Source organism: Mycolicibacterium sp. HS_4_1 (genome assembly GCF_054515875.1).
The window spans coordinates 591,152-609,084 of sequence record NZ_CM137261.1 but is presented as its reverse complement, the minus strand read 5'-3'; the positions used below and the strand labels follow the sequence as shown (position 1 = coordinate 609,084).

The 17,933-nt window shown below is 65.4% G+C and carries 23 protein-coding genes and 4 tRNA genes; 19 read left to right on the top strand and 8 right to left on the bottom strand.

Features of this window, described 5'->3' with window-relative positions; genetic code table 11:
* Positions 1–245: 245 nt before the first annotated feature.
* The 3 genes from ACX12F_RS02795 to ACX12F_RS02785 form a co-directional block, all read right to left on the bottom strand.
* Positions 246–319: transfer RNA gene (locus ACX12F_RS02795), tRNA-Phe, on the bottom strand.
* Positions 320–344: 25 nt separating this feature from the next.
* A tRNA-Asp gene (locus ACX12F_RS02790) sits at positions 345–421 on the bottom strand.
* 34 nt (positions 422–455) lie between these two features.
* A tRNA-Glu gene (locus ACX12F_RS02785) sits at positions 456–528 on the bottom strand.
* 164 nt (positions 529–692) lie between these two features.
* Between ACX12F_RS02785 and ACX12F_RS02780 the strand changes: the two genes are divergently transcribed.
* A tRNA-Lys gene (locus ACX12F_RS02780) sits at positions 693–765 on the top strand.
* A gap of 24 nt (positions 766–789) precedes the next feature.
* Here the strand turns inward: ACX12F_RS02780 and ACX12F_RS02775 are convergent.
* Positions 790–1,959: a site-specific integrase gene (locus ACX12F_RS02775; RefSeq protein ID WP_459368185.1), complete on the bottom strand. Its 1,170-nt coding sequence runs from the start codon at positions 1,957–1,959 to the stop codon at positions 790–792.
* A complete protein-coding gene (locus tag ACX12F_RS02770) occupies positions 1,949–2,602 on the bottom strand; it encodes a hypothetical protein (protein ID WP_459368184.1) in 654 nt (217 codons plus the stop codon). Before ACX12F_RS02770 ends, ACX12F_RS02775 begins: the two co-directional genes overlap by 11 nt.
* A 106-nt stretch (positions 2,603–2,708) precedes the next feature.
* On the opposite strand from ACX12F_RS02770, the gene ACX12F_RS02765 reads away from it, so the two are divergent.
* From ACX12F_RS02765 to ACX12F_RS02705, 13 genes are all read left to right on the top strand, one after another.
* A complete protein-coding gene (locus tag ACX12F_RS02765; protein ID WP_459368183.1) occupies positions 2,709–2,912 on the top strand; it encodes a helix-turn-helix transcriptional regulator in 204 nt (67 codons plus the stop codon).
* A gap of 162 nt (positions 2,913–3,074) precedes the next feature.
* On the top strand, positions 3,075–3,362 hold the full coding sequence (locus ACX12F_RS02760; protein WP_459368182.1) for a hypothetical protein: 288 nt from the start codon (positions 3,075–3,077) through the stop codon (positions 3,360–3,362).
* Positions 3,359–3,691, top strand: coding sequence for a hypothetical protein (locus tag ACX12F_RS02755; protein WP_459368181.1), 333 nt, complete (start codon positions 3,359–3,361; stop codon positions 3,689–3,691). The genes ACX12F_RS02760 and ACX12F_RS02755 overlap by 4 nt, the downstream gene beginning before the upstream one ends.
* Entirely contained in the window at positions 3,688–3,909 is a 222-nt protein-coding gene (locus tag ACX12F_RS02750) for a hypothetical protein (protein WP_459368180.1), read from the top strand. Before ACX12F_RS02755 ends, ACX12F_RS02750 begins: the two co-directional genes overlap by 4 nt.
* A 133-nt stretch (positions 3,910–4,042) precedes the next feature.
* Positions 4,043–4,747, top strand: coding sequence for a hypothetical protein (locus ACX12F_RS02745; protein ID WP_459368179.1), 705 nt, complete (start codon positions 4,043–4,045; stop codon positions 4,745–4,747).
* Positions 4,748–4,939: 192 nt separating this feature from the next.
* Entirely contained in the window at positions 4,940–5,113 is a 174-nt protein-coding gene (locus ACX12F_RS02740; protein WP_459368178.1) for a hypothetical protein, read from the top strand.
* On the top strand, positions 5,103–5,423 hold the full coding sequence (locus ACX12F_RS02735) for a hypothetical protein (protein WP_459368177.1): 321 nt from the start codon (positions 5,103–5,105) through the stop codon (positions 5,421–5,423). The genes ACX12F_RS02740 and ACX12F_RS02735 overlap by 11 nt, the downstream gene beginning before the upstream one ends.
* A complete protein-coding gene (locus ACX12F_RS02730) occupies positions 5,420–5,815 on the top strand; it encodes a helix-turn-helix domain-containing protein (protein WP_459368176.1) in 396 nt (131 codons plus the stop codon). The genes ACX12F_RS02735 and ACX12F_RS02730 overlap by 4 nt, the downstream gene beginning before the upstream one ends.
* A 2-nt stretch (positions 5,816–5,817) precedes the next feature.
* Positions 5,818–6,414 carry a head maturation protease, ClpP-related gene (locus ACX12F_RS02725; protein WP_459368175.1) on the top strand — a complete coding sequence of 199 codons (597 nt, stop codon included), beginning with the start codon at positions 5,818–5,820 and terminating at the stop codon, positions 6,412–6,414.
* A 2-nt stretch (positions 6,415–6,416) separates the two neighbouring features.
* Positions 6,417–6,794 (top strand): capsid cement protein, encoded by a 378-nt coding sequence (locus ACX12F_RS02720; protein ID WP_459368174.1) that lies wholly within the window; start codon positions 6,417–6,419, stop codon positions 6,792–6,794.
* A gap of 13 nt (positions 6,795–6,807) precedes the next feature.
* The gene (locus ACX12F_RS02715) at positions 6,808–7,689 is read left to right on the top strand and encodes a major capsid protein (protein WP_459368173.1); all 882 of its coding nucleotides are present in this window, start codon (positions 6,808–6,810) and stop codon (positions 7,687–7,689) included.
* Between the two features lie 15 nt (positions 7,690–7,704).
* Positions 7,705–8,178 (top strand): hypothetical protein, encoded by a 474-nt coding sequence (locus ACX12F_RS02710; RefSeq protein ID WP_459368172.1) that lies wholly within the window; start codon positions 7,705–7,707, stop codon positions 8,176–8,178.
* Positions 8,179–8,326: 148 nt separating this feature from the next.
* The gene (locus tag ACX12F_RS02705) at positions 8,327–11,830 is read left to right on the top strand and encodes a phage tail tape measure protein (protein WP_459368171.1); all 3,504 of its coding nucleotides are present in this window, start codon (positions 8,327–8,329) and stop codon (positions 11,828–11,830) included.
* A 226-nt stretch (positions 11,831–12,056) separates the two neighbouring features.
* On the opposite strand, the gene ACX12F_RS02700 is transcribed toward ACX12F_RS02705, so the two are convergent.
* Positions 12,057–12,323, bottom strand: coding sequence for a CopG family transcriptional regulator (locus tag ACX12F_RS02700; RefSeq protein WP_459368170.1), 267 nt, complete (start codon positions 12,321–12,323; stop codon positions 12,057–12,059).
* A gap of 59 nt (positions 12,324–12,382) precedes the next feature.
* Between ACX12F_RS02700 and ACX12F_RS02695 the strand changes: the two genes are divergently transcribed.
* Entirely contained in the window at positions 12,383–12,673 is a 291-nt protein-coding gene (locus tag ACX12F_RS02695; RefSeq protein WP_459368169.1) for a helix-turn-helix domain-containing protein, read from the top strand.
* Between the two features lie 46 nt (positions 12,674–12,719).
* Here ACX12F_RS02695 and ACX12F_RS02690 read toward each other — a convergent pair whose 3' ends face one another.
* Complete coding sequence (locus tag ACX12F_RS02690) at positions 12,720–12,932, bottom strand: hypothetical protein (protein WP_459368168.1); 213 nt, start codon at positions 12,930–12,932, stop codon at positions 12,720–12,722.
* Positions 12,933–13,180: 248 nt separating this feature from the next.
* Between ACX12F_RS02690 and ACX12F_RS02685 the strand changes: the two genes are divergently transcribed.
* Entirely contained in the window at positions 13,181–13,639 is a 459-nt protein-coding gene (locus tag ACX12F_RS02685; RefSeq protein ID WP_459368167.1) for a PaaI family thioesterase, read from the top strand.
* Positions 13,640–13,649: 10 nt separating this feature from the next.
* On the opposite strand, the gene ACX12F_RS02680 is transcribed toward ACX12F_RS02685, so the two are convergent.
* Complete coding sequence (locus tag ACX12F_RS02680; RefSeq protein ID WP_459368166.1) at positions 13,650–14,372, bottom strand: MerR family transcriptional regulator; 723 nt, start codon at positions 14,370–14,372, stop codon at positions 13,650–13,652.
* An 80-nt stretch (positions 14,373–14,452) separates the two neighbouring features.
* Here ACX12F_RS02680 and ACX12F_RS02675 point away from each other — a divergent pair, with 80 nt between their 5' ends.
* The 3 genes from ACX12F_RS02675 to ACX12F_RS02665 are packed head-to-tail and all read left to right on the top strand — an operon-like array spanning position 14,453 to position 17,931.
* Positions 14,453–15,244 (top strand): SDR family NAD(P)-dependent oxidoreductase, encoded by a 792-nt coding sequence (locus tag ACX12F_RS02675; protein ID WP_459368165.1) that lies wholly within the window; start codon positions 14,453–14,455, stop codon positions 15,242–15,244.
* A gap of 32 nt (positions 15,245–15,276) precedes the next feature.
* Positions 15,277–16,266, top strand: a complete 990-nt coding sequence (locus ACX12F_RS02670; protein WP_459368164.1) for an SDR family NAD(P)-dependent oxidoreductase — start codon at positions 15,277–15,279, stop codon at positions 16,264–16,266.
* 12 nt (positions 16,267–16,278) lie between these two features.
* Positions 16,279–17,931, top strand: coding sequence for an AMP-binding protein (locus tag ACX12F_RS02665; protein WP_459368163.1), 1,653 nt, complete (start codon positions 16,279–16,281; stop codon positions 17,929–17,931).
* Positions 17,932–17,933: the final 2 nt, after the last annotated feature.

Sequence of the window (17,933 nt, the reverse complement as noted above, 5' to 3'; positions counted from 1 at the left end):
TGCCGGTGCTGACTTTTCGGGCTGCGGCGAGGGAGGCCACGGGGCGCACTCGGGCTGCGGTGGTGGGCACAGCGGCTGCGGTGGTGGGGGCGGCTGTGGTGGCGGGAGCGGCTGACGATCGCGCTGCGGACATCGACGCATGACCTTCAAAAAAGAATCCGATGTGTCGTATGTGCCAGATTCGGATCCCCGCGGATGCGCCCCAAATACCAGAAAAACCACCCGTCTCCAGGTGGTTCTTGAAGTGGCCAGGGCCGGGATCGAACCGGCGACCTTCCGCTTTTCAGGCGGACGCTCGTACCAACTGAGCTACCTGGCCGGAAGGGCAAGTTGCCTCGCCGTTCTGGCGACCCTGACGGGACTCGAACCCGCGACCTCCGCCGTGACAGGGCGGCGCGCTAACCAACTGCGCCACAGGGCCTTACGCACTGCTTGCTCCGCGTTTCCGCGTTGCGTACCCCCAACGGGATTCGAACCCGTGCTACCGCCGTGAAAGGGCGGCGTCCTAGGCCACTAAACGATGGGGGCCAATCCGAATCTCTTCGGGGGCACTCTCAACGTTTCCGTTGGGAGCTTCGATAGCTTAGGGCACGACTGCCTCACGGCCCAAATCGGCACTACAGACCGCTCGCCGCCCAACAACGACCTGCCCTGCAAGGCGGCCGGGCGGGACGCAGTATCCTGTCTCCCACGCCCCTATAGCTCAGTCGGTAGAGCTACGGACTTTTAATCCGCAGGTCCCAGGTTCGAGCCCTGGTGGGGGCACAGAAACGGCCATCGAGCCGACGTTTATTCGTCGGAAATAGCGCGGTCCAAAACCGCTGCTACCTGCGGGTGCACCTTGCCGCGCCCCATGTAGACGTCTTGCGTCATCGACACCTTCGCGTGCCCGAGCTGGTCGGCCCCGAACCTCGCAGGCAGCCCAGCCTCATCGATCAGAGTGGCCACCGACTTGCGGAACGAATGACTCGTCACGTCTGGCACCCCGAGGCTCTCCCGCACCGCGCGCCACTGCTTGTTGAAGTTGTCCGGATCGCGGTGGGTACCAGCCGAGGACGGGAAGATCATGGGCTGTTCGCCCCAGAAGTCTCGGCCGCGGCGGGCGGTCAGCATCGCGGCCGCGAACAGAGGTAACGGGACGGTGCGGCCGGCTGACTTCGTCTTGCCACCGTCGAGCCGGCGCAGGCCCTCGCCGGCGACGCGCGCGACCTTCCCGGACACGGTCAGCGTTCCAGACTCCTCGTTGAAGTCCTGCCAGCGCAGGGCGAGCAGCTCGGCACGGCGCAACCCCGTTGCGGCCAGCAGAGTGATCGGGTCGACGAGGTCGGCAGCCTGACACGCCTCGGATGCGCGCAGCTTGCCGATGAGGTTACGGAGCTGCATCCCATCGAGCGACGGAGCGCCTTTCGGAGGCGCGGCCGACTGGATGCGATCAACCTGCATCACGGGATTGGCGCCCAGGACGTCATCGAGGACCGCGATCTGCAGCGCGGCCCGAAGCAGGGTGCGGCTGTGGCGTGCCATCCCCGCGCCATGGGCCTGGCGCATCGACCTGATGACGGCATTCATGCGGCCCGGCGTCGCTTCGCCGACCCGCAACGAGTCGCTGTACTTCGCCAGCTTGCGGGCCGCGCTGCGGTAAGTCGTCAGTGTCGCAGGCGATTTGCCGTCCTCGGCCAGCCGCTGAAGGTGCGCCTCGACAAGCTCGCTGATCCTAGTGTCGAGGCTGATTTCGCCCGACTCCCCCGGCGCCCGTCGGCTCTTCAGCGCTTCAACCAGTGCATCCTCAGCGAGCTTGCCGTACTGGTCGTTGCACCCGACCGGGCTGCGCCGCTCGACTCGCCGTGTGACCCCATCAGCATCACGAAAACGGCAGTGCGCCAGCCACACTCCACCACCGACCGCAGTTCGGGTGATCTTTCCGTGCTGCCCTATCCGCAGCGGAGGCCTACCCGCCATCGTCGGCCACTACAGCGTCAGCGACCGGCGGGTACGTGCTCGGCCGACCCCGCAGTGCTGCGTTGATCTGCTCAAGCAACTTCTCGGCGACGACGATGTCGGACACCAGGGACTCCGCGGCTGAATTCCCTTCAGCATCACCTGAATCACGTAGCCGCGCAGCGAGTTTCGTCAACGACCCGATCCGCGACTGCTGGGCAATCCGCTCGCGAGAAAGCTGCACCAGCCGCGCCCCGTCACTGATCTCTCGTGCCGCTTGTACATCGTGCAGCCATTGAGCCTCGTCCGCCTCCTGCGTCTTCGGCTCGAACTCGGGGAGAAACAGTGTCTCGCCAGAAAACCAAGTCGCAGCGACTATCGACGGGTACTCCTCGCCCGGGACAACCTCTACGAGCCCGTCTGGGAGGTCTGGAAACAACAGCCGGATCGGCGGCACGCGAAGAGCCCATGCCAGCACACACAGTTCGGCGGTTGAAACGTATCGACGCCTCCGGTTTTCGAGGTCGGCAATCGTTGATCGCGAGATGGGGAGCCCTATCTCCGCCGTACGCTCTGCCAGCCATTGCGCCGAGCGGTCACCGCGCAGCGTTTTGATCGCCGCGCCGATGCGCTGGGCTTGTGCGACATCCCATGTTGTGGCCACAAGACGCAATACTACAGGTACTTGTGGGAATTGCCTGGCATGTGTCAAGATTCCCACAGAACCATTACTAGTTGTGTTCTGCAGCCACAACGAAGGGAAGAGGCCAATGACTCTCGCGGCATCGACTGAGGACTACTGGCTGACACGCCTGGAAGTCAGTGAGCGACTTCGTCTGCCAGTGAAGACGCTCGCCGTATGGGCGAGCCAGGGCACCGGCCCACGCTACGCCCGCTTCGGCCGGCATTGCCGATACCGACTCAGCGACGTAATCGCCTGGGAAGAAAAGCAATTCGGCCCGGATGTGGCCTGATGCGGGACCTGCCGCAGGCCGACCACTGCGACCTTGGCCTGATTCCCGGCTCGGATCACACCGAGGATCTGCGACCTCGCCGAAATGAGAGTGCCCCCGGTCGGTGCGCCAACACCGCCGGAGGCGATTCGAACCACCACCACGCTAATGAGGAGCTCTGACATGACTGTACAACTGACCGGCGTCTGCCGTCACTGCACCGTTCGCATTGAAGCCGGCGAAACGTGTGATTTCTGCAGGCGATACACGCCCACGACGACATTGCTGGACACCGCCGTGAAGGTCGCGAATCAGGCCCGCCAAGACGTCAGCGATGCGATCGCTGCCCTGCCCACCGACGCGCCACTGTGGTCGCGCGTCGACCTGGTTGCCGCGCTGGGCTACCTTCGCCTGGCCAGCGTAAAGATCACCAAGGCCGCCGAACGCATCAACGAGTCGGTGACCCAATGAGAAGCGAAGCGCCAATCCTGCTGCGCAGCACCTTCGTCGGTCTCGACGACGTTGGTGCGCCGGACTACAGCATTGCCCTTGCGGTATGCGCGAACGGCGAGCACTGGCCCTGGCTGGTGGGCCCCGACGCCGACGCTGATGCCACGGTTTGCGTTCCCTCCCACGAGGAAGTCGGGGAGCTGCCTGCGAACTATCAACGGTTGGTGCGGGAGATCGCCTACCGCTGCTGCCGACGCACCCAATCCGGCGGGCGGTGCATGAACAAGGTGATGTGCGCAGGGAGCGCCTGCCACCGTCACCGGGCGACGAGTAAGGAGGTCGACCAGTGACCGACGTTGTCGATCTGGACCGCCCTACAGAAGCCATGATCCGGCGGGCGGCGGCTGACAGGATCATGCACAAAATCGAGGAGCTGGCCGCCGACGTTCTCGACCTCACCGATTTGTGGTCGCGAACCCGGCAAGCCGACTTCAATGTCGTCGATCTCGTCCGCATCGCCGAACTGCTCGGGTGCTCGCTCACCGAACTGATCGGTGGAACACAGTGACCGCATCGCAGAATGCGGTCACTGTGGGGCGCTGCAGGGGCTCGTGTTGAGCGGTCAACTCGTCGGCGAAGTCATCTCCGCGGCTTTCGAGCTTCGAGCGCGAGGGCTGTCGGAGGGTGGCTTTCACGCTCTGGTGGCCATCGCGGAGAAGGCGCACACACAGAGCCGGGAAGCCTCGGTGCGGTGGGATCACCTTCGCGCCGGCCTCTACGGCGTCTCCAAGCGCACCGCTGAGCGAGCAGTTCGCGACCTCAAGAGCCACGGCTTGATCACTGTCGTCCGACCCGGATTCAACAACGGACATGGCACCGCAGCAGCTCCGATCTACAGGATCGAGCAAATAACCGATGCCGACACCCAGATGTCGGCATCCACATCCACCGATGCCGACACCCAGATGTCGGTATCCACCCCGACCGATACCGACAAAATCGCGACCGATACCGACAAAACAGGTACCCGATACCGACACCCAGGTGTCGTACTTGACGTTTCTATTGACGGTCCCATTGACGGGGAGGGCGCGCCTGCGCCCTCGCTCCCCACCAATCAAGTTCCATCCAGGCAAACAGCACGCGGACCCTACGGGCCGCGCTGCCCCAAGCACATCCACGACCCCAACCCACCGGATTGTCCCGGCTGCCGTGACGCCCGACTGGCTGAGCGTGATGCACGGCTGGCCGACGAGGCGAGCCAGAAGACAGATCGCCAGTCGATCCGCACCGCGATCGACCTCTGCGACGACTGCGACGAGTTCGGCCTGCTGCTTCACGGCCCACCGATGACCGCCTGCCCTCGCCACCGGAACTTCCGCAGCATCGAAAGGGCATCAGCATGAACGACGCAGTCCGATCCGCCATCGACTTCGAGGGGTTCGGCTTGATCGCGTTTGAAACGCGACCAAGACCAGCCGCGGCCTCTGAATCATTTTCCCGGCGCCGGGAAATTGCTCTGGCCACCACGGTCTGGACGTGGGTGTCCGTCGTCGTGGACACCCTGCACCGAATCAACGAGAACTGAGGAGCTCGACGTGAAACAGCACCGCATCAAAGACTTCGACGCCCGAGCGTGGGTCGTCGGCGGCCCCAACCCGGTCGTGTTCATGCAGCTCGGCATCATGCGATTCACCGCGTCGGTCGATGAGGCCGAGGCGTTCGGCCGTCAACTCCTGCAGGTCGCCAAGAAGGTCCGCGATGCTTCGTAGCACCAGCGACATGCTGCTTCTGCGTTGGCGCACAGCGCAGTTACTCCGGGCGGTGGTCCACGGCGACGCAGAGCAAGCCCGCGCTCTACGTGAGGCCATGCGCATCGAGAAACTCGACGGCCCCGACATTAGCGACGAGATGAGCTTGCTGGTCCGGCAATTCGGCCACCGGCCCATCTGGGCGCTCACCCAAGAGTGCGCCCGCCTGTGGCTGAAGGTGTCCGCCATCTGCGTCCACTGCCACAGGATCAGCCAGCAGCGAGACAACGCCGGCGTGTGCGCGGCCTGCATCACCAAGGAGGCCTCGTGATCGGTGCCGTGCATGGAGTGCTGCTCGAAACCGCTGATGCGCAATACATCCTCGCCGCGTTCGACGCCCTGCTCCGGGACCGCCGCCCGTCCGCACAGCTGGCCCACTTCGTCGACCGGTTCCGCAAAACTGTTGCCGCCACTGGCGTTTCTGGGCAGAACGCTGACGTAAACGCCAGAAAACTTGGCACACAGGCCGATTCGACCGAATATCGGCCCTATGACGTACTCACCAGCGGGCAGGCCGCGAACATCCTTGGCATCAGCGCCAACGGAATCCGCGACCTCGCGCGCCGGGGCACCGTACCGGCTTATCGTGCCGGAGGACGGTGGCTATATCCAGCGGCGCCCATTGTCGCTCGAGCAGAACGGCGCGCAGCCAACCGGAGCTGAACGTGCCTGAGCTGCGGATCTACGACGACATCGGTTATGGCGCCGTGACCGCCGCGTGGGTAGCTGACCAGCTCGAAAAGCTCTCAGCAGCAGCGCATATCGACATCCGCATCAACAGCACCGGCGGATCAGTATTCGACGGTGTCGCCATCCACAACGCCATCGCCCGCCACCCAGCGAAGACCACCGTCCACATCGACGGCCTGGCGGGCTCGGCCGCCAGCTTCATTGCCATGGCCGGCGACGAGATCGTCATCAACCGCTACGCCAAGATGATGATCCACGACGCCAGCGGCATCTCGGTCGGAAACGCCGCCGACATGGGCGCCGCCATGGCGATGCTCGACCAGCTCAGCCACACCATCGCGCAGATGTACGCCGACCGCGCCGGCGGCACCCCCGAACAATGGCGCCGCGCGATGCTCGCCGAAACCTGGTACAGCGCAGACGCCGCCGTCAAAGCCGGCCTGGCAGACCGCGTCGACACCGAACCCGCACAGGGTCGCGTTTCAAACGCGACCCCCGCACCCCTGCAGCGCGCCGTGGCCGTCGCCGCCGCGCGCCGCCAACGCCGAACCCTCACCAACCAGAAAGGCTGACCATGTCCACCACACTGCCCAACCCCCGCGTCTACGCCCCCGGCGCAGACGTCACCGCAGAAGCCACTGCCGACATCACCGCCCGCCGGTTCGTCGCCATCAGCGGCAACCGAACCGCCGGCGGCAACCTGTCCGTCGCCCACGCCACCGCAGCCGGCCGTGTGTTCGGCGTCTCCGGTAGCGACGCCGCCACCGGCGACCTGGTCACCGTGGCACGCGACGGCGTACTCAAGGTGATCGCCGGCGGCAACATCGCCGCCTTCGCCGAGGTAGAAGTCGGCACCGCCGGCCGGGCAATCACCAAAGCGTCCGGGGTGGCCGTCGGCTACGCCGTCACCGGAGCAGCCAACAACGGCATCGCCGAAATCTCCCTCTACTGAACAGGACTGACCCATGGCAAACGCACTCATCCCCGAGCTGAACGGCCGCCGACTCACCGTCGACATCGCGCTCAAGCAGCCCACCATCATCCGCGCCAAGATCGCCGAACTGGCCGACTCACAGATTCTCCTGCCGAAGTTCTTCCGCCACCTCGGCCAGCCCATCCAGGGCGGCGGCATGCTCTACACCGTCGTGCAGGCATCCGACTTCTTCACCAGCGACGTCGAGAAGCGCAACGCCCGATCCGAGTACAAGGTCGTCGAGGGCGTCGATCCTGACCCCACGCTCGCCAAGGTCGAAGACTGGGGCGGCAAGTTCCAGGTCGGACAGGAAGAGATCAATCGCAACGCCATCGACTACCTGGCCCAGCAGACCACCCAGCTGGCCAACACCATCGCCCGCAAGCTCGACGTGCGCGCCATGGAGGTCGTCAAGGCAGCGGTCACCGGCGCCAACACCGTGGTTGGGAACAACTGGTCGAACCTCGTCACGATCGGTCCTGAAACGAGTCTCACGCCTTCGGGACAGCTGCCCACCGCTGACCTGTCTACCGCGCAGCTGGCAAGCGATCTGCAGGAACTCGGCGTCAAACACGACCTGCTGGTCGTTCACCCGGAAGAGGCGCACAGCCTGCGCGTCGCCTACGGCGACAAGCTGCAAGCCATGCTCGACTCCGCCGGTGTCGGACTGTTCGCCAACCCCCGCATCGATCCCGGCGTCGGCTGGGCCATCCAGTCCGGCCAGGTCGGCACCATCGGATTCGAGGCGCCCCTCACTGTCGACGTGTGGGAGGACAAGGCCACCCGCTCCTGGTGGGTCCAGGCCTACGTCATCCCCGCCATGGGTGTCGATCGCCCGTACGCCGCCAAGAAGATCACCGGCCTCGCCGGATAAGGAAGGGACCAAACCATGGCACTCACATTCGACGACACCCAGGCCACCGCACTCCTGGGTCCACTCGGCCTACCCGCCGACACCACCGACGCCGCCACCATCGTCGCGACCGTCGTGGACGCCCTGGCCGCCGACAACCTCACCAACGCCGCACCCTCGGCCATCATCGCCGCAGCCGAGAAAGCCGGCCTCGAAGTCATCGACCCCGACACCCTCACAGCACTACGCGCCGACGCCACCGAAGGACGCCAACTCAAGGCAGCAGTCGAACGCCAACGCGTCGAGGATGTCGTCAACAGCGCTGTCAACCGCGGCGCCATCACACTCGCCCGCAAAGAGCACTGGGTCAACCTCATCGCCGCCGACCCAGCGATGGCCGCCGTCCTCAAGAACACACCCGACGAGACCGCCGTGCCGTTGACCGCCATCGGACACAGCAACGAACCCCAGGACGGCAAGGAACACCCCGACGACGGCTGGAACTGGTGACAACGCCAGTGGCCCCCACCCCCGAAATTCTTGAGGGGCGGGGGGGTTGGCTCCTGACCCCCGAATCAGGAAATCTTTTTTTCCGCGGGGCCGCGAAAACTGCGCTGAACTGCGGTAATAACCGATTTGGACAGGTGGTGAGCCGCGCATGGATCCGCTGATTCTGATGATCGAGCCGGAACTCGATGAGCGTGCCGCCACCGCCACGATGACGCGGGCCCAGCGCGTCTACGAGCAGGGTGCCCGGGACATCTCGAGGGTTATGCGCGAGCAGATGGCTGGGGGAACGGCCGCGGCGGGTCAGGGTTTCGATGAGTTGGAAACCAAAGCCCGCAAGGCATATCTGGCGATGCAGGACGCCTCAGACAAGGTCGCGGCGGCCGAGCGTAAGCACCAAGCGGCGGTGGCGAACGGCGCGGCGAACGCGGAGTCGTTGGGCCGGCGCGTGGAGCGGGCCCGACTGGCTGAGATCGAGGCGATCGAGAGGGCGACGGCCGCCTATAACGAGTATGGCCAGGCAGCTCAGCGGGCCGGTGAGGCGGGCGAGAACGCCGGCCAAGGAGTCCTCGGAGGATTGCGGGGCGTGGCGGCTGGTGTGCGCAGCGCGGGCGGCGAGCTGGCGGGCGGATTCATGGAGGGGTTCGCCGGTTCCTCGGCGCTTCTGCGCCTTGGTTCATCTGCCGGGCCTATTGGCCTCGCAGTGGCGGGCGTCGCGGCTATCGGTGCCGTCTCCGGCAAGGTGCTGGCCGACAACATCGCTGCCGGTATGGAGCAGCTAAGGATGCGCGACCTATTCCAGGCACGTCTGGGCGTCGACAGCGCGGCGATGGAGAAGTTCGGCAATTCTGCCGGTACCGCTTTCTCAAAGGGTGTGGGCGAGTCGGTCGAGGACAATCTGAAGACCATCTCCGCGGGGATCCGTGCGGGTCTGATTGGGCCGAAGTCATCGGATGCTGATCTGGCGAAGTTCACCGAGCGGATGACCACCACCAGCAAGATCACGGGCCAGGACCCGACCGAGATCGCAAACAAGTCCCGCAACATCGTCCGCAACGGGCTGGCGCGGGACTACGCCGAAGTGCTGGACCTGCTGAACTCGGCGGCCGGCAAGCAACTGGACATCAGTGGTGACCTGCTGGACACCACAGAGGAGTACAGCACCGCGTGGCACGGGGTGGGGCTGTCTGCCGCGGATGCGTTCGGCTTGATGAAGCAGATGTCCGATGCGGGTATCCGGAACACCGACGTGGCAGCGGATTCCCTCAAAGAGTTGTCGATCAACGTGTCGGATGATTCGAAGACGACGCGGGCTGCGTTGGTGGCGTTGGGTTTTGACGCCGACGAGATGAACCGGAAGTTCGCCGAGGGCGGCGCCACCGCGCGCGATGCGTTCGGTGCGGTGCTGACGGCGATGCAGGATATGAAAGACCCGCAGGATAAGAACAATGTCGGGTTGGCGCTGTTCAAGACGAAGTGGGAAGACGCGAAGACCGCCATCGAGGCAGCGAATCTCAAGACCGCGGCGACGGACATGGGGAAGGTCGCCGGGGCGACCGATGACGGAACCAAGAAGCTCAACGAGCATGCCGATGCGTGGACAAACCTTGGTAACCATATCGGGGAGATGTGGGACAAGACCGAACGGAAACTCGCCGACGGTTGGCTAGGGAAGTTCGTCGGTAAGACGTTGCCGGACTGGTTGTCTCATGGCTTTGACTTGGCCCTGGATTTGGGTACGGGTGGCGCTCAACTCCTGGGCTTGGACCCTCTGGGGTTGCACGATAAGCCAGCGCAGCCGCGCGTGTACGGGCCGCCCATGCCCAAGCCTCAATCGACGCCGTTCAGCTTGAATCCGCTTGCGTCCGGCGGGCAGCCTGGCGGCCCATCGCCTTTCGGTTTGCAGGCCATGATCGGCGGCCCTGGGCAGCCGGCTCCCGCGCCGCCAGCGTCGGCGGACTACCGCGCTTGGTACGGGCCTGGTGCCATCAAGCCGCCGGCGGGTCCTGATCCGGGGCATGGCCCGCAGTCGCATATGGCGACGGGGGACGACGAGAAGAAGGCGAGTCTCCCGCCGACGCCGGTGCTGCCGCTGACCTACACGTCGACCGCCGGTCTCCCGGCGTCGATCGCGAACGCACAACAGAGTTTGGATGAGCGCAAGCACGACGTCGCCGAGAAGGAAGCCCGGCTGCACCAGCTCGAGCAGTCCAATGTGGCGACCGCTGACGATATCCAGAAGGCACGCAACGATTTAACGAAGGCGCAGCAGGATCAGCTGAAGGCTGAGCAGTCGCTCACCGACGCTCGGATAAATGCGACCAAGCAAGCTAACAAGCAGCTAGCCGGGCTGTCGTCGGACCTAAACGACATGGGCTCGCAGCTCGACAAGGACTTCGGTATCTCCAAGGGCCTCGGCGGGATCATCGAGAACGCGGTCAAGGCACTGGGCAATGCTCTGGCGGCCCCGTTGTTGCAGGCGTTGGGGTTTGTGTCGAAGGCCAATCCGAACGAGGGCTCTGGCCTGGTCGGCGTCATGGCCGCCAACGGCGCGTTTGGCTCCCAGTACACCCCGGGTGCGATTGCTGCTGCGCAGATGCCAGGCACCATGGGAATGCTGCCGGGATATACCACCGCGCAAGGGATTCCCGGCGGCTCATCGTCCTTCGCGCCGCCTGGGATGGCCCAGCCCGGTGAGTCGGCACGCGAATTCGCGCATCGGGTGATGATGCCGTACTGGCAGAGCCAGGGCCTCACGGTCGGGGACCACCAGGCGGACAAGTACGGCGAGCATCAGAATGGCGCGCTGGACATCATGGTGCCGAACCTGGCCGCGGGCAATCAGGTTCTCTCGCAGGTACTTCAGGATCCGAACGTCTACGGCGCGATCTTCAACAACCAGACGTACGGCTACGGCCACGGCCTGACGCCGCAGGACTACAGCGCAGGGCACACAGGGAACCCGACTCAGGACCACCAGGACCACGTGCATGCTTGGTACAAGCCCGGTGGTGGCGGCAACATCGCGCCCAGTGTGCAGCCGACTTACCCGGGGACGATTCCGGCCGGTGGCGGTGGCCCCATGTACCCGGGAACCGGTATGCCGCAGGCGCTTCCGGGCGTCTCGCCGCTGGGTGGTGTTGGACCGGCGATGGGCGGGGGTACCGCTTACCCGTCCCAGGGCGGTAACAGCGGCAACATCCTCGGCGGCATGGCGATGGACGGCATCATGGCCGCTACGTCCGGCCTGGACATGATGTTCCCCGGCGCAGGGTCCCTCGCGAAGATCGGCATCCAGGTCGCCAACCGCACCATCGGCTACGGCGCCCAGAACATGGGGATCCTCGCCAACGGTGTCGGCGAGTTCCTCTCCGTTGGCGACAACCCCAAGGGCAGCCTCGGCGCTGGTTGGCTGGGCAAGCTGGCTGGTGGGATCGCCGGTGCCGCGCCCGCCCTGCCGAACCTGGCCGGCGGCGGGAAGAAGCCGCCCGGGCCGATGGAACAGGCCACCGGCGGGCAACAGGGCAACACGACGATCGACCAGAGCGACCGCCGCATCAACGTGACCGCGCGCGAGGGCGCCAGCGGGCAAGAGCACGGCGAACAGATCGCCTCACACCTCGAATCCGCGTACTCGCCCCCGGGGCGGCAGTGAGGTTGCGAGCATCTTACCGGCGCCAGTAAAAACCTCCCACCAGGCTTTTTCGGGTCAAACCGAAAACGTCCGGACCCTTTCAACCGTTTGGGTAAAAAGGGTCGTATTTCAAATGCGACCAAGATTTCGGGCGACGTCACGACCCTTTTTGCGGGCGCCCGCAAAGTGTCCGGGAGGGTCGCATTTCAGATGCGCCCCCGAAGGGTCCGATTTCAAATCGGACCCTCTAGCCTCGATTCGTCTTGGCGATTAGGTCGAGCAACTGCGCACGCGCGAGAGTCGACACCGGCAGGCGGCGCTCAGATGCGATCGCCTCAAGCGCGTCCAGCTCCCCGGGGTTGAGCCAGACTTTCAGCACCTTCGCGCGTGCCCGGTTCGGCCGGCTGACCTTCACATGCGGCGGCAGCGGCGCACCATCATCAGGCAACTCCTCTGTGGCCTCAGCCGCGGCGACCTCCTCGTCGATGAGCCGCTTCAGCGCGTCCCGGTCCATGTCTCTTATGTTCCTCTGAGGGCGTTGGGCGAACAATCGAATTTTCAGGATGGTGCGATTTGAAATCTGACCAAGGCGACGCCGAGTTCAAGACGTACAGCCTCGCGGAGGTTGTCGCGATGATCGACACCGGCCTCAAGGATCCGGTGCGCTGGCTGAGGGAGCAGATTCGGTCGGGGCGGGTGACGGCGCGGAAGATCGGCCGGGACTATCGGATGACCCGCAGCGACATCCGCGAGTTGCTCGACGGATGCAAGAACCCGCGGCCGCCGGCGAAGCCGGTGGTTGAGCTGCCGGAGGTTCCGACTCTGACTAGCGTCTCGCCACGGCGTCTCCGGAAGAGGGACTGATCCTTCTTCCGCCAAACCGGCACACGGTGCACAAAGACAGCGTGATTTAGGTGCAATGCCTCGCGGATCGACTTAGGCGCGTCGTAGCCTCTTCCAGGCTCTGGATGTAGGTCGCGATCTGCTCATCCGTGGAGAACCGGCGGGACTTGATCGTCACCGATTTCAGCTCCCCCGACTTCCACAGTTCGAACACCAGTGTCCGGCTCACGCCGCCCAACTTCGCGGCCGTCCCACGCCAATCGTTCAACCAATTGCTCACGGCCAAGATGATCTGACGCTTATTCGACTGAAATGCTCGGGACACGCCGAGAATCAACAGCAATCAACAAGCGTTCACCGAGACGCAAAGCAGTTGTGTCACAGAGCTATCCGCAATCATTGCGGCGTGTCGAGAATCATCGCCTGCAAATCCGCAGGTCCCAGGTTCGAGCCCTGGTGGGGGCACCACAAGCACCACAAGTCCGTGAAATCAGTAGCCGGACTAATCGCGGTGGATAGTCTTGCGGCGTGACCAACACCGCCGATGCAGCCCAGCTCGAGTTCATGAACTCGATGTTCGCGACCACCATCCCGGCCGCCCACGGCCTGGGCGTCAGAGTCGTCGAGGTCCGACGCGGGTTGGCCGCCACTACAGCCCCAATCTCAGGTAACGGCAACCATTTTGGCGTGATGTACGCCGGCGTGCTGTTCACCGTCGCCGAGGTGCTCGGCGGGATTCTTGCGCTCACCGCATTCGACCAGAGCCAGTTCTATCCACTGGTCAAGGACATGTCGATCCGGTACAAGGCGCCGGCCAAATCCGATGTGCGGGCACAAGCCGAGATGAGCGACGCAGACATCGCGCGGATCGAAGCCGAGGCCGCAGCGAACGGCAAGTCCGAGTACGTCGTCGAAGCGATCGTGACCGACGCCGACGGCACGGTCGTGGCCACCACCAAGGCGACCTGCCAGCTCCGCCGGAAGTAACCGCCGGCGCCTATTTCGCGGGCATCTCCAGTTCCGCCACGCGTTCCTGCACCGCCTGACTGATCGCGGCGGTGAACCGGTCCGCCATCATCTGCGCGGCCAGCGGCCGCAGATTCGGCACCACCTTGGCGATCCGCGCGAGGTACACATTGGGGTCCTCGGCCTCCTGAATCCGGCTGAAGACGACGTCGGTCACCTCATTGGCGAGGGCGTCGATGTGCTTGTCGACGACGCCGGCCAGGCGGCGGACGTCCTCGGCCGGGACGTTGGTGTCGCGCAGGTTCATGGCCGCGCCCAGGACCGACTGCCGGACGCTGAAAGTGCCGTCGTCGAGGCGCCGGATGGCCCCGAGCGCTTCGAGGGTCTCGAGCGCGCGGGCGTCCAACGACAGACCCGCGCGTTGTTCGAGTTCGCGTAGGTCGACGGTCTCGTCGTCCGCCGGGCTCCACGGTGTGAGAAGTGCCGCACGCACCGCGAGGTCATGGGCGGTTGCGCCTTCCGGCAGCCGCGCCAGCACCTTGGTGATGGCCGCCAGGGTGTAACCGTGCTGCTGCAGCTGCTGCACCAACTCGAGCCGAATGCGATGCGCCGCACCGTAATACGCCAGGCGACCGCGCCGCTCGGCCGGCGGCAGCAGGCCGCTCTCGTTGTAGAAGCGGATGGTGCGCACCGTCGTGCCGGTGCGCGCGGCCAGTTCGTCGATGGTGAATTCCTCGACTGTGACATCTGCCATTCCACGAAGTATAGACACCAACATTCCGACTGTGCCAGTGTTACTGGCACAGTCACATGTCAACATGAAATGAGAGCCACATGACCCTGCCGAAGCCCTCTGGCACCACCGAGGTCGTCATCACTGGCGCCTCGTCCGGAATCGGAACCGAATTCGCCCGGGTGCTCGCCGCCCGCGGCTACAACCTCTTTCTGGTCGCACGTCGCCAGGACCGACTCGACGCCCTGGCCGACGAACTGCGCGCCGAGCACGGCGTCGGCGTGACGGTGCGGCCGTGCGATCTCGCCGACGCCACCCAGCGCCAGACCCTGATCGAGGAACTGCGCAGCCGGCCGGTTGCCGGCCTCATCAACAACGCGGGTTTCGGTACCAGCGGCGCCTTCCACACCCTCCCCATCGACCGCGAGCGCGAGCAGGTTGAGCTCAATATTGTTGCGGTGCAAGAACTCACCCACTCCGTCCTGCCGGGCATGGTGGAGCGTGGCGCCGGCGCCGTCCTCAACGTCGCCTCCGTCGTCGCCTTCCAGCCCATGCCGTCCATGGCGACCTACGGCGCGTCGAAGGCGTTCGTCAACTCGTTCTCGGAGGCCGTCCACGAAGAGCTGCGCGGCACCGGCGTCTCCTGCACCTCGCTGTGCCCCGGACCGGTCCCCACCGAATGGGCCGAGATCGCCTCGGCACACGAGTTCAGCCTGCGACCCGCCCAGGTTTCCCCCGCGGACGTCGCAATCGAGGCCGTCGACGGCATGCAGGCCGGCTCCCGCCAGGTGATCCCCGGCACCGTCGTGAAACTCATGGCCATCACCGGCTCCATCACTCCCCACGCCCTGCTGCTGCCGGCCCTGCGCCTGGCCCGCAAGGCCCTGGGCTGACAACCGACCACACTCAAGAAGGGACCTCTGCCGTGAACCTCTCCGACCTCACCGCACTGGCGACCAAGCCCGTCGCCGCCATCACCGCCAAGCCGCTGGCGGCCTTTGCCAGCGTCATGAACACCCCCATCAAGACCCGCCCGATCTACCTGCAGGCCGTGGTCGACGCCCTCACCGGCTATACCCTCGAAGACGCCGTCGCGGGCAAGATCGTGGTGATCACCGGCGCCTCGGCAGGTATCGGTGAGACCACGGCGCGCCGCATCGGCGCGGCCGGCGGCGAGGTCGTGCTGGTGGCCCGCACCCGGGAGAACCTGGAGCGCGTCGCCGACGACATCCGCGCCGACGGCGGCACCGCGCATGTGTACCCCTGCGATCTGAGCGACCTAGACGCCATCGGTGACATGGCCGGCCAGGTGCTGGCCGACCTCGGCCGCGTCGACATTCTCATCAACAACGCCGGCCGCTCCATCCGCCGCTCGCTGGAGCTGTCGCACGACCGGATGCACGACTACCAGCGGACCATGCAGCTCAACTACTTCGCCCCTGTCCAGCTGATCCTCAAGTTCACGCCAGGCATGCGCGAGCGCGGCTTCGGGCACATCATCAACGTGTCCTCGATCGGCGTGCAGACCAAGCTGCCGCGCTTCGGCGCCTACATCGCCAGCAAGTCTGCACTGGACGGACTGTGCGACACGCTGCAAGGTGAGACGGTGTCGAACAACGTCACCTTCACCACGGTGCACATGCCGCTGGTGCGGACCGCGATGATCGCCCCGACCAAGATGTACGACCGCTTCCCCACCCTCACGCCCGAGCAGGCCGCGAGCACGCTGTGCGACGCGATCATGCACCGCCCGCGCCGGCTGAGTCCGCCGTCGGGCCAGCTGACCGCCCTCACCGACGCGCTCAGCCCGCGGCCATTCGACCTGGTACGGAACAAGGTCTACTCGATGTTCGGCGATTCGGCCGCTGCGCACGCAACAGCCGAAGAATCAGCCGAAGCCGTTGTGGTCGAATAGAAGAGGAACTTCATGCGGGGCGAGCGAAGCGACGGGAAGAAGATGGACCTGAACTCACTGCTTGCCGAGCCGGCCCAGCGGGCCGGCCTCGAAATCCGCGCCCTCGCGGCACTGGTGCGGGCCGGCGCCATCGGCGTCGACCTGCCGCACCGGTTGGTGCAGGTCCTGCAGGCGCTTGCCACGTACGGTCCGTTCGGCGCCGCGCCGCGCATCGCCGCGATCCGCCATGGTGCGTATCCGGCGATCGCCGACGAACGCGGCGAAATGACCTACGCCGAGTTCGATGAGGCAGTCGACCGGATTGCCAACGCATTCCGGCAACGGCTGGCTCCGGGCGACACTGTCGGCATTCTCTGTCGCAACCACCGCGGACCCCTGATCGTCGCATTCGCCGCGTCCCGCGCCGGGGTCAACGCGGTATGGCTGAACACCGCGTTCTCGGCCCGCCAGGCGGCGGAGGTCGCGAACCGCGAAGGCGTCGACTTGCTGGTGCACGACGTCGAATTCACCGACCTGATCGCCGACGTCGAAGCCAGGAAGGGCAGGTTCGTCGCCGATATCGACAGCGCGAGTGACGATCTCGATGCCCTCGCGGCCGACGCGTCACCGAAGGCACCGCCGGCACCGGCGAAGCCCGGGAAGATCATCCTACTGACGAGCGGGACGACGGGCACCCCCAAGGGCGCACCGCGCGCGGAGCCACGCAGCTTCATCCTGCCGGGCGGTCTGTTGGAGCGGTTGCCGATGCGTGCTCGCGAAGCCACCATCATGGGGCCGCCGCTGTTTCATGGCACCGGACTGCTGATCGCCATCATGACCATCGCCCTGGGCTCGAAGTTGGTGCTGCACCGCAAGTTTGAGGCAGAGCAGCTGTTGGCGGACATCGAGAAGCACAAGGCCACCACCGTGTGCGTTGTGCCGGTCATGCTGCAGCGCGTGCTCGGACTCGGCGACAACACGGTCCGCAGCTACGACACCTCGAGCCTGCGCGCCGTCTTCTGCGCCGGCTCCCAGCTGCCGGCCGCCGTCGCCACCGCAGCGCAGGACCTGCTCGGTGAGGTGGTCTACAACCTCTACGGCTCAACCGAAGTCGCACTGGCGACCATGGCCACACCGGCCGATATCCGCGAGGCCCCGACGTCGGTCGGCACGCCGATGCTCGGCTGCCGGATCAAGATCTTCGACGACACCGGCCACGAGGTCCCGTCGCCTGGAACAGGCCGGATATTCGTCGGCGCGGCAACACAATTCGAGGGTTACACCGGTGGCGGCTCCAAGGAGTTCATCCACGGATTGATGGCCAGCGGCGACGTCGGACACTTCGATGAGAAGGGCCGGCTGTACATCGACGGCCGGGACGACGACATGATCGTCTCCGGCGGGGAGAACGTGTTCCCGGTCGAGGTCGAGGAACTGCTCGCCACCCACCCGGCCATCGTGGAAGCCTCTGCCATCGGCGTCGATGACGAGGAATTCGGAAAACGCCTGCGCGCCTTCGTGGTCACCACCGCGGGAACCCAGATTTCGGAAGCAGAGGTCAAGCAGTTCGTCAAGGACAACCTGGCCCGCTACAAGGTGCCGCGCGAGGTGGTGTTCCTCGACGAGCTACCGCGCAACCCCACCGGCAAGGTGCTCAAGCGGGACCTGGCCGCCCGGACGGACTGAGC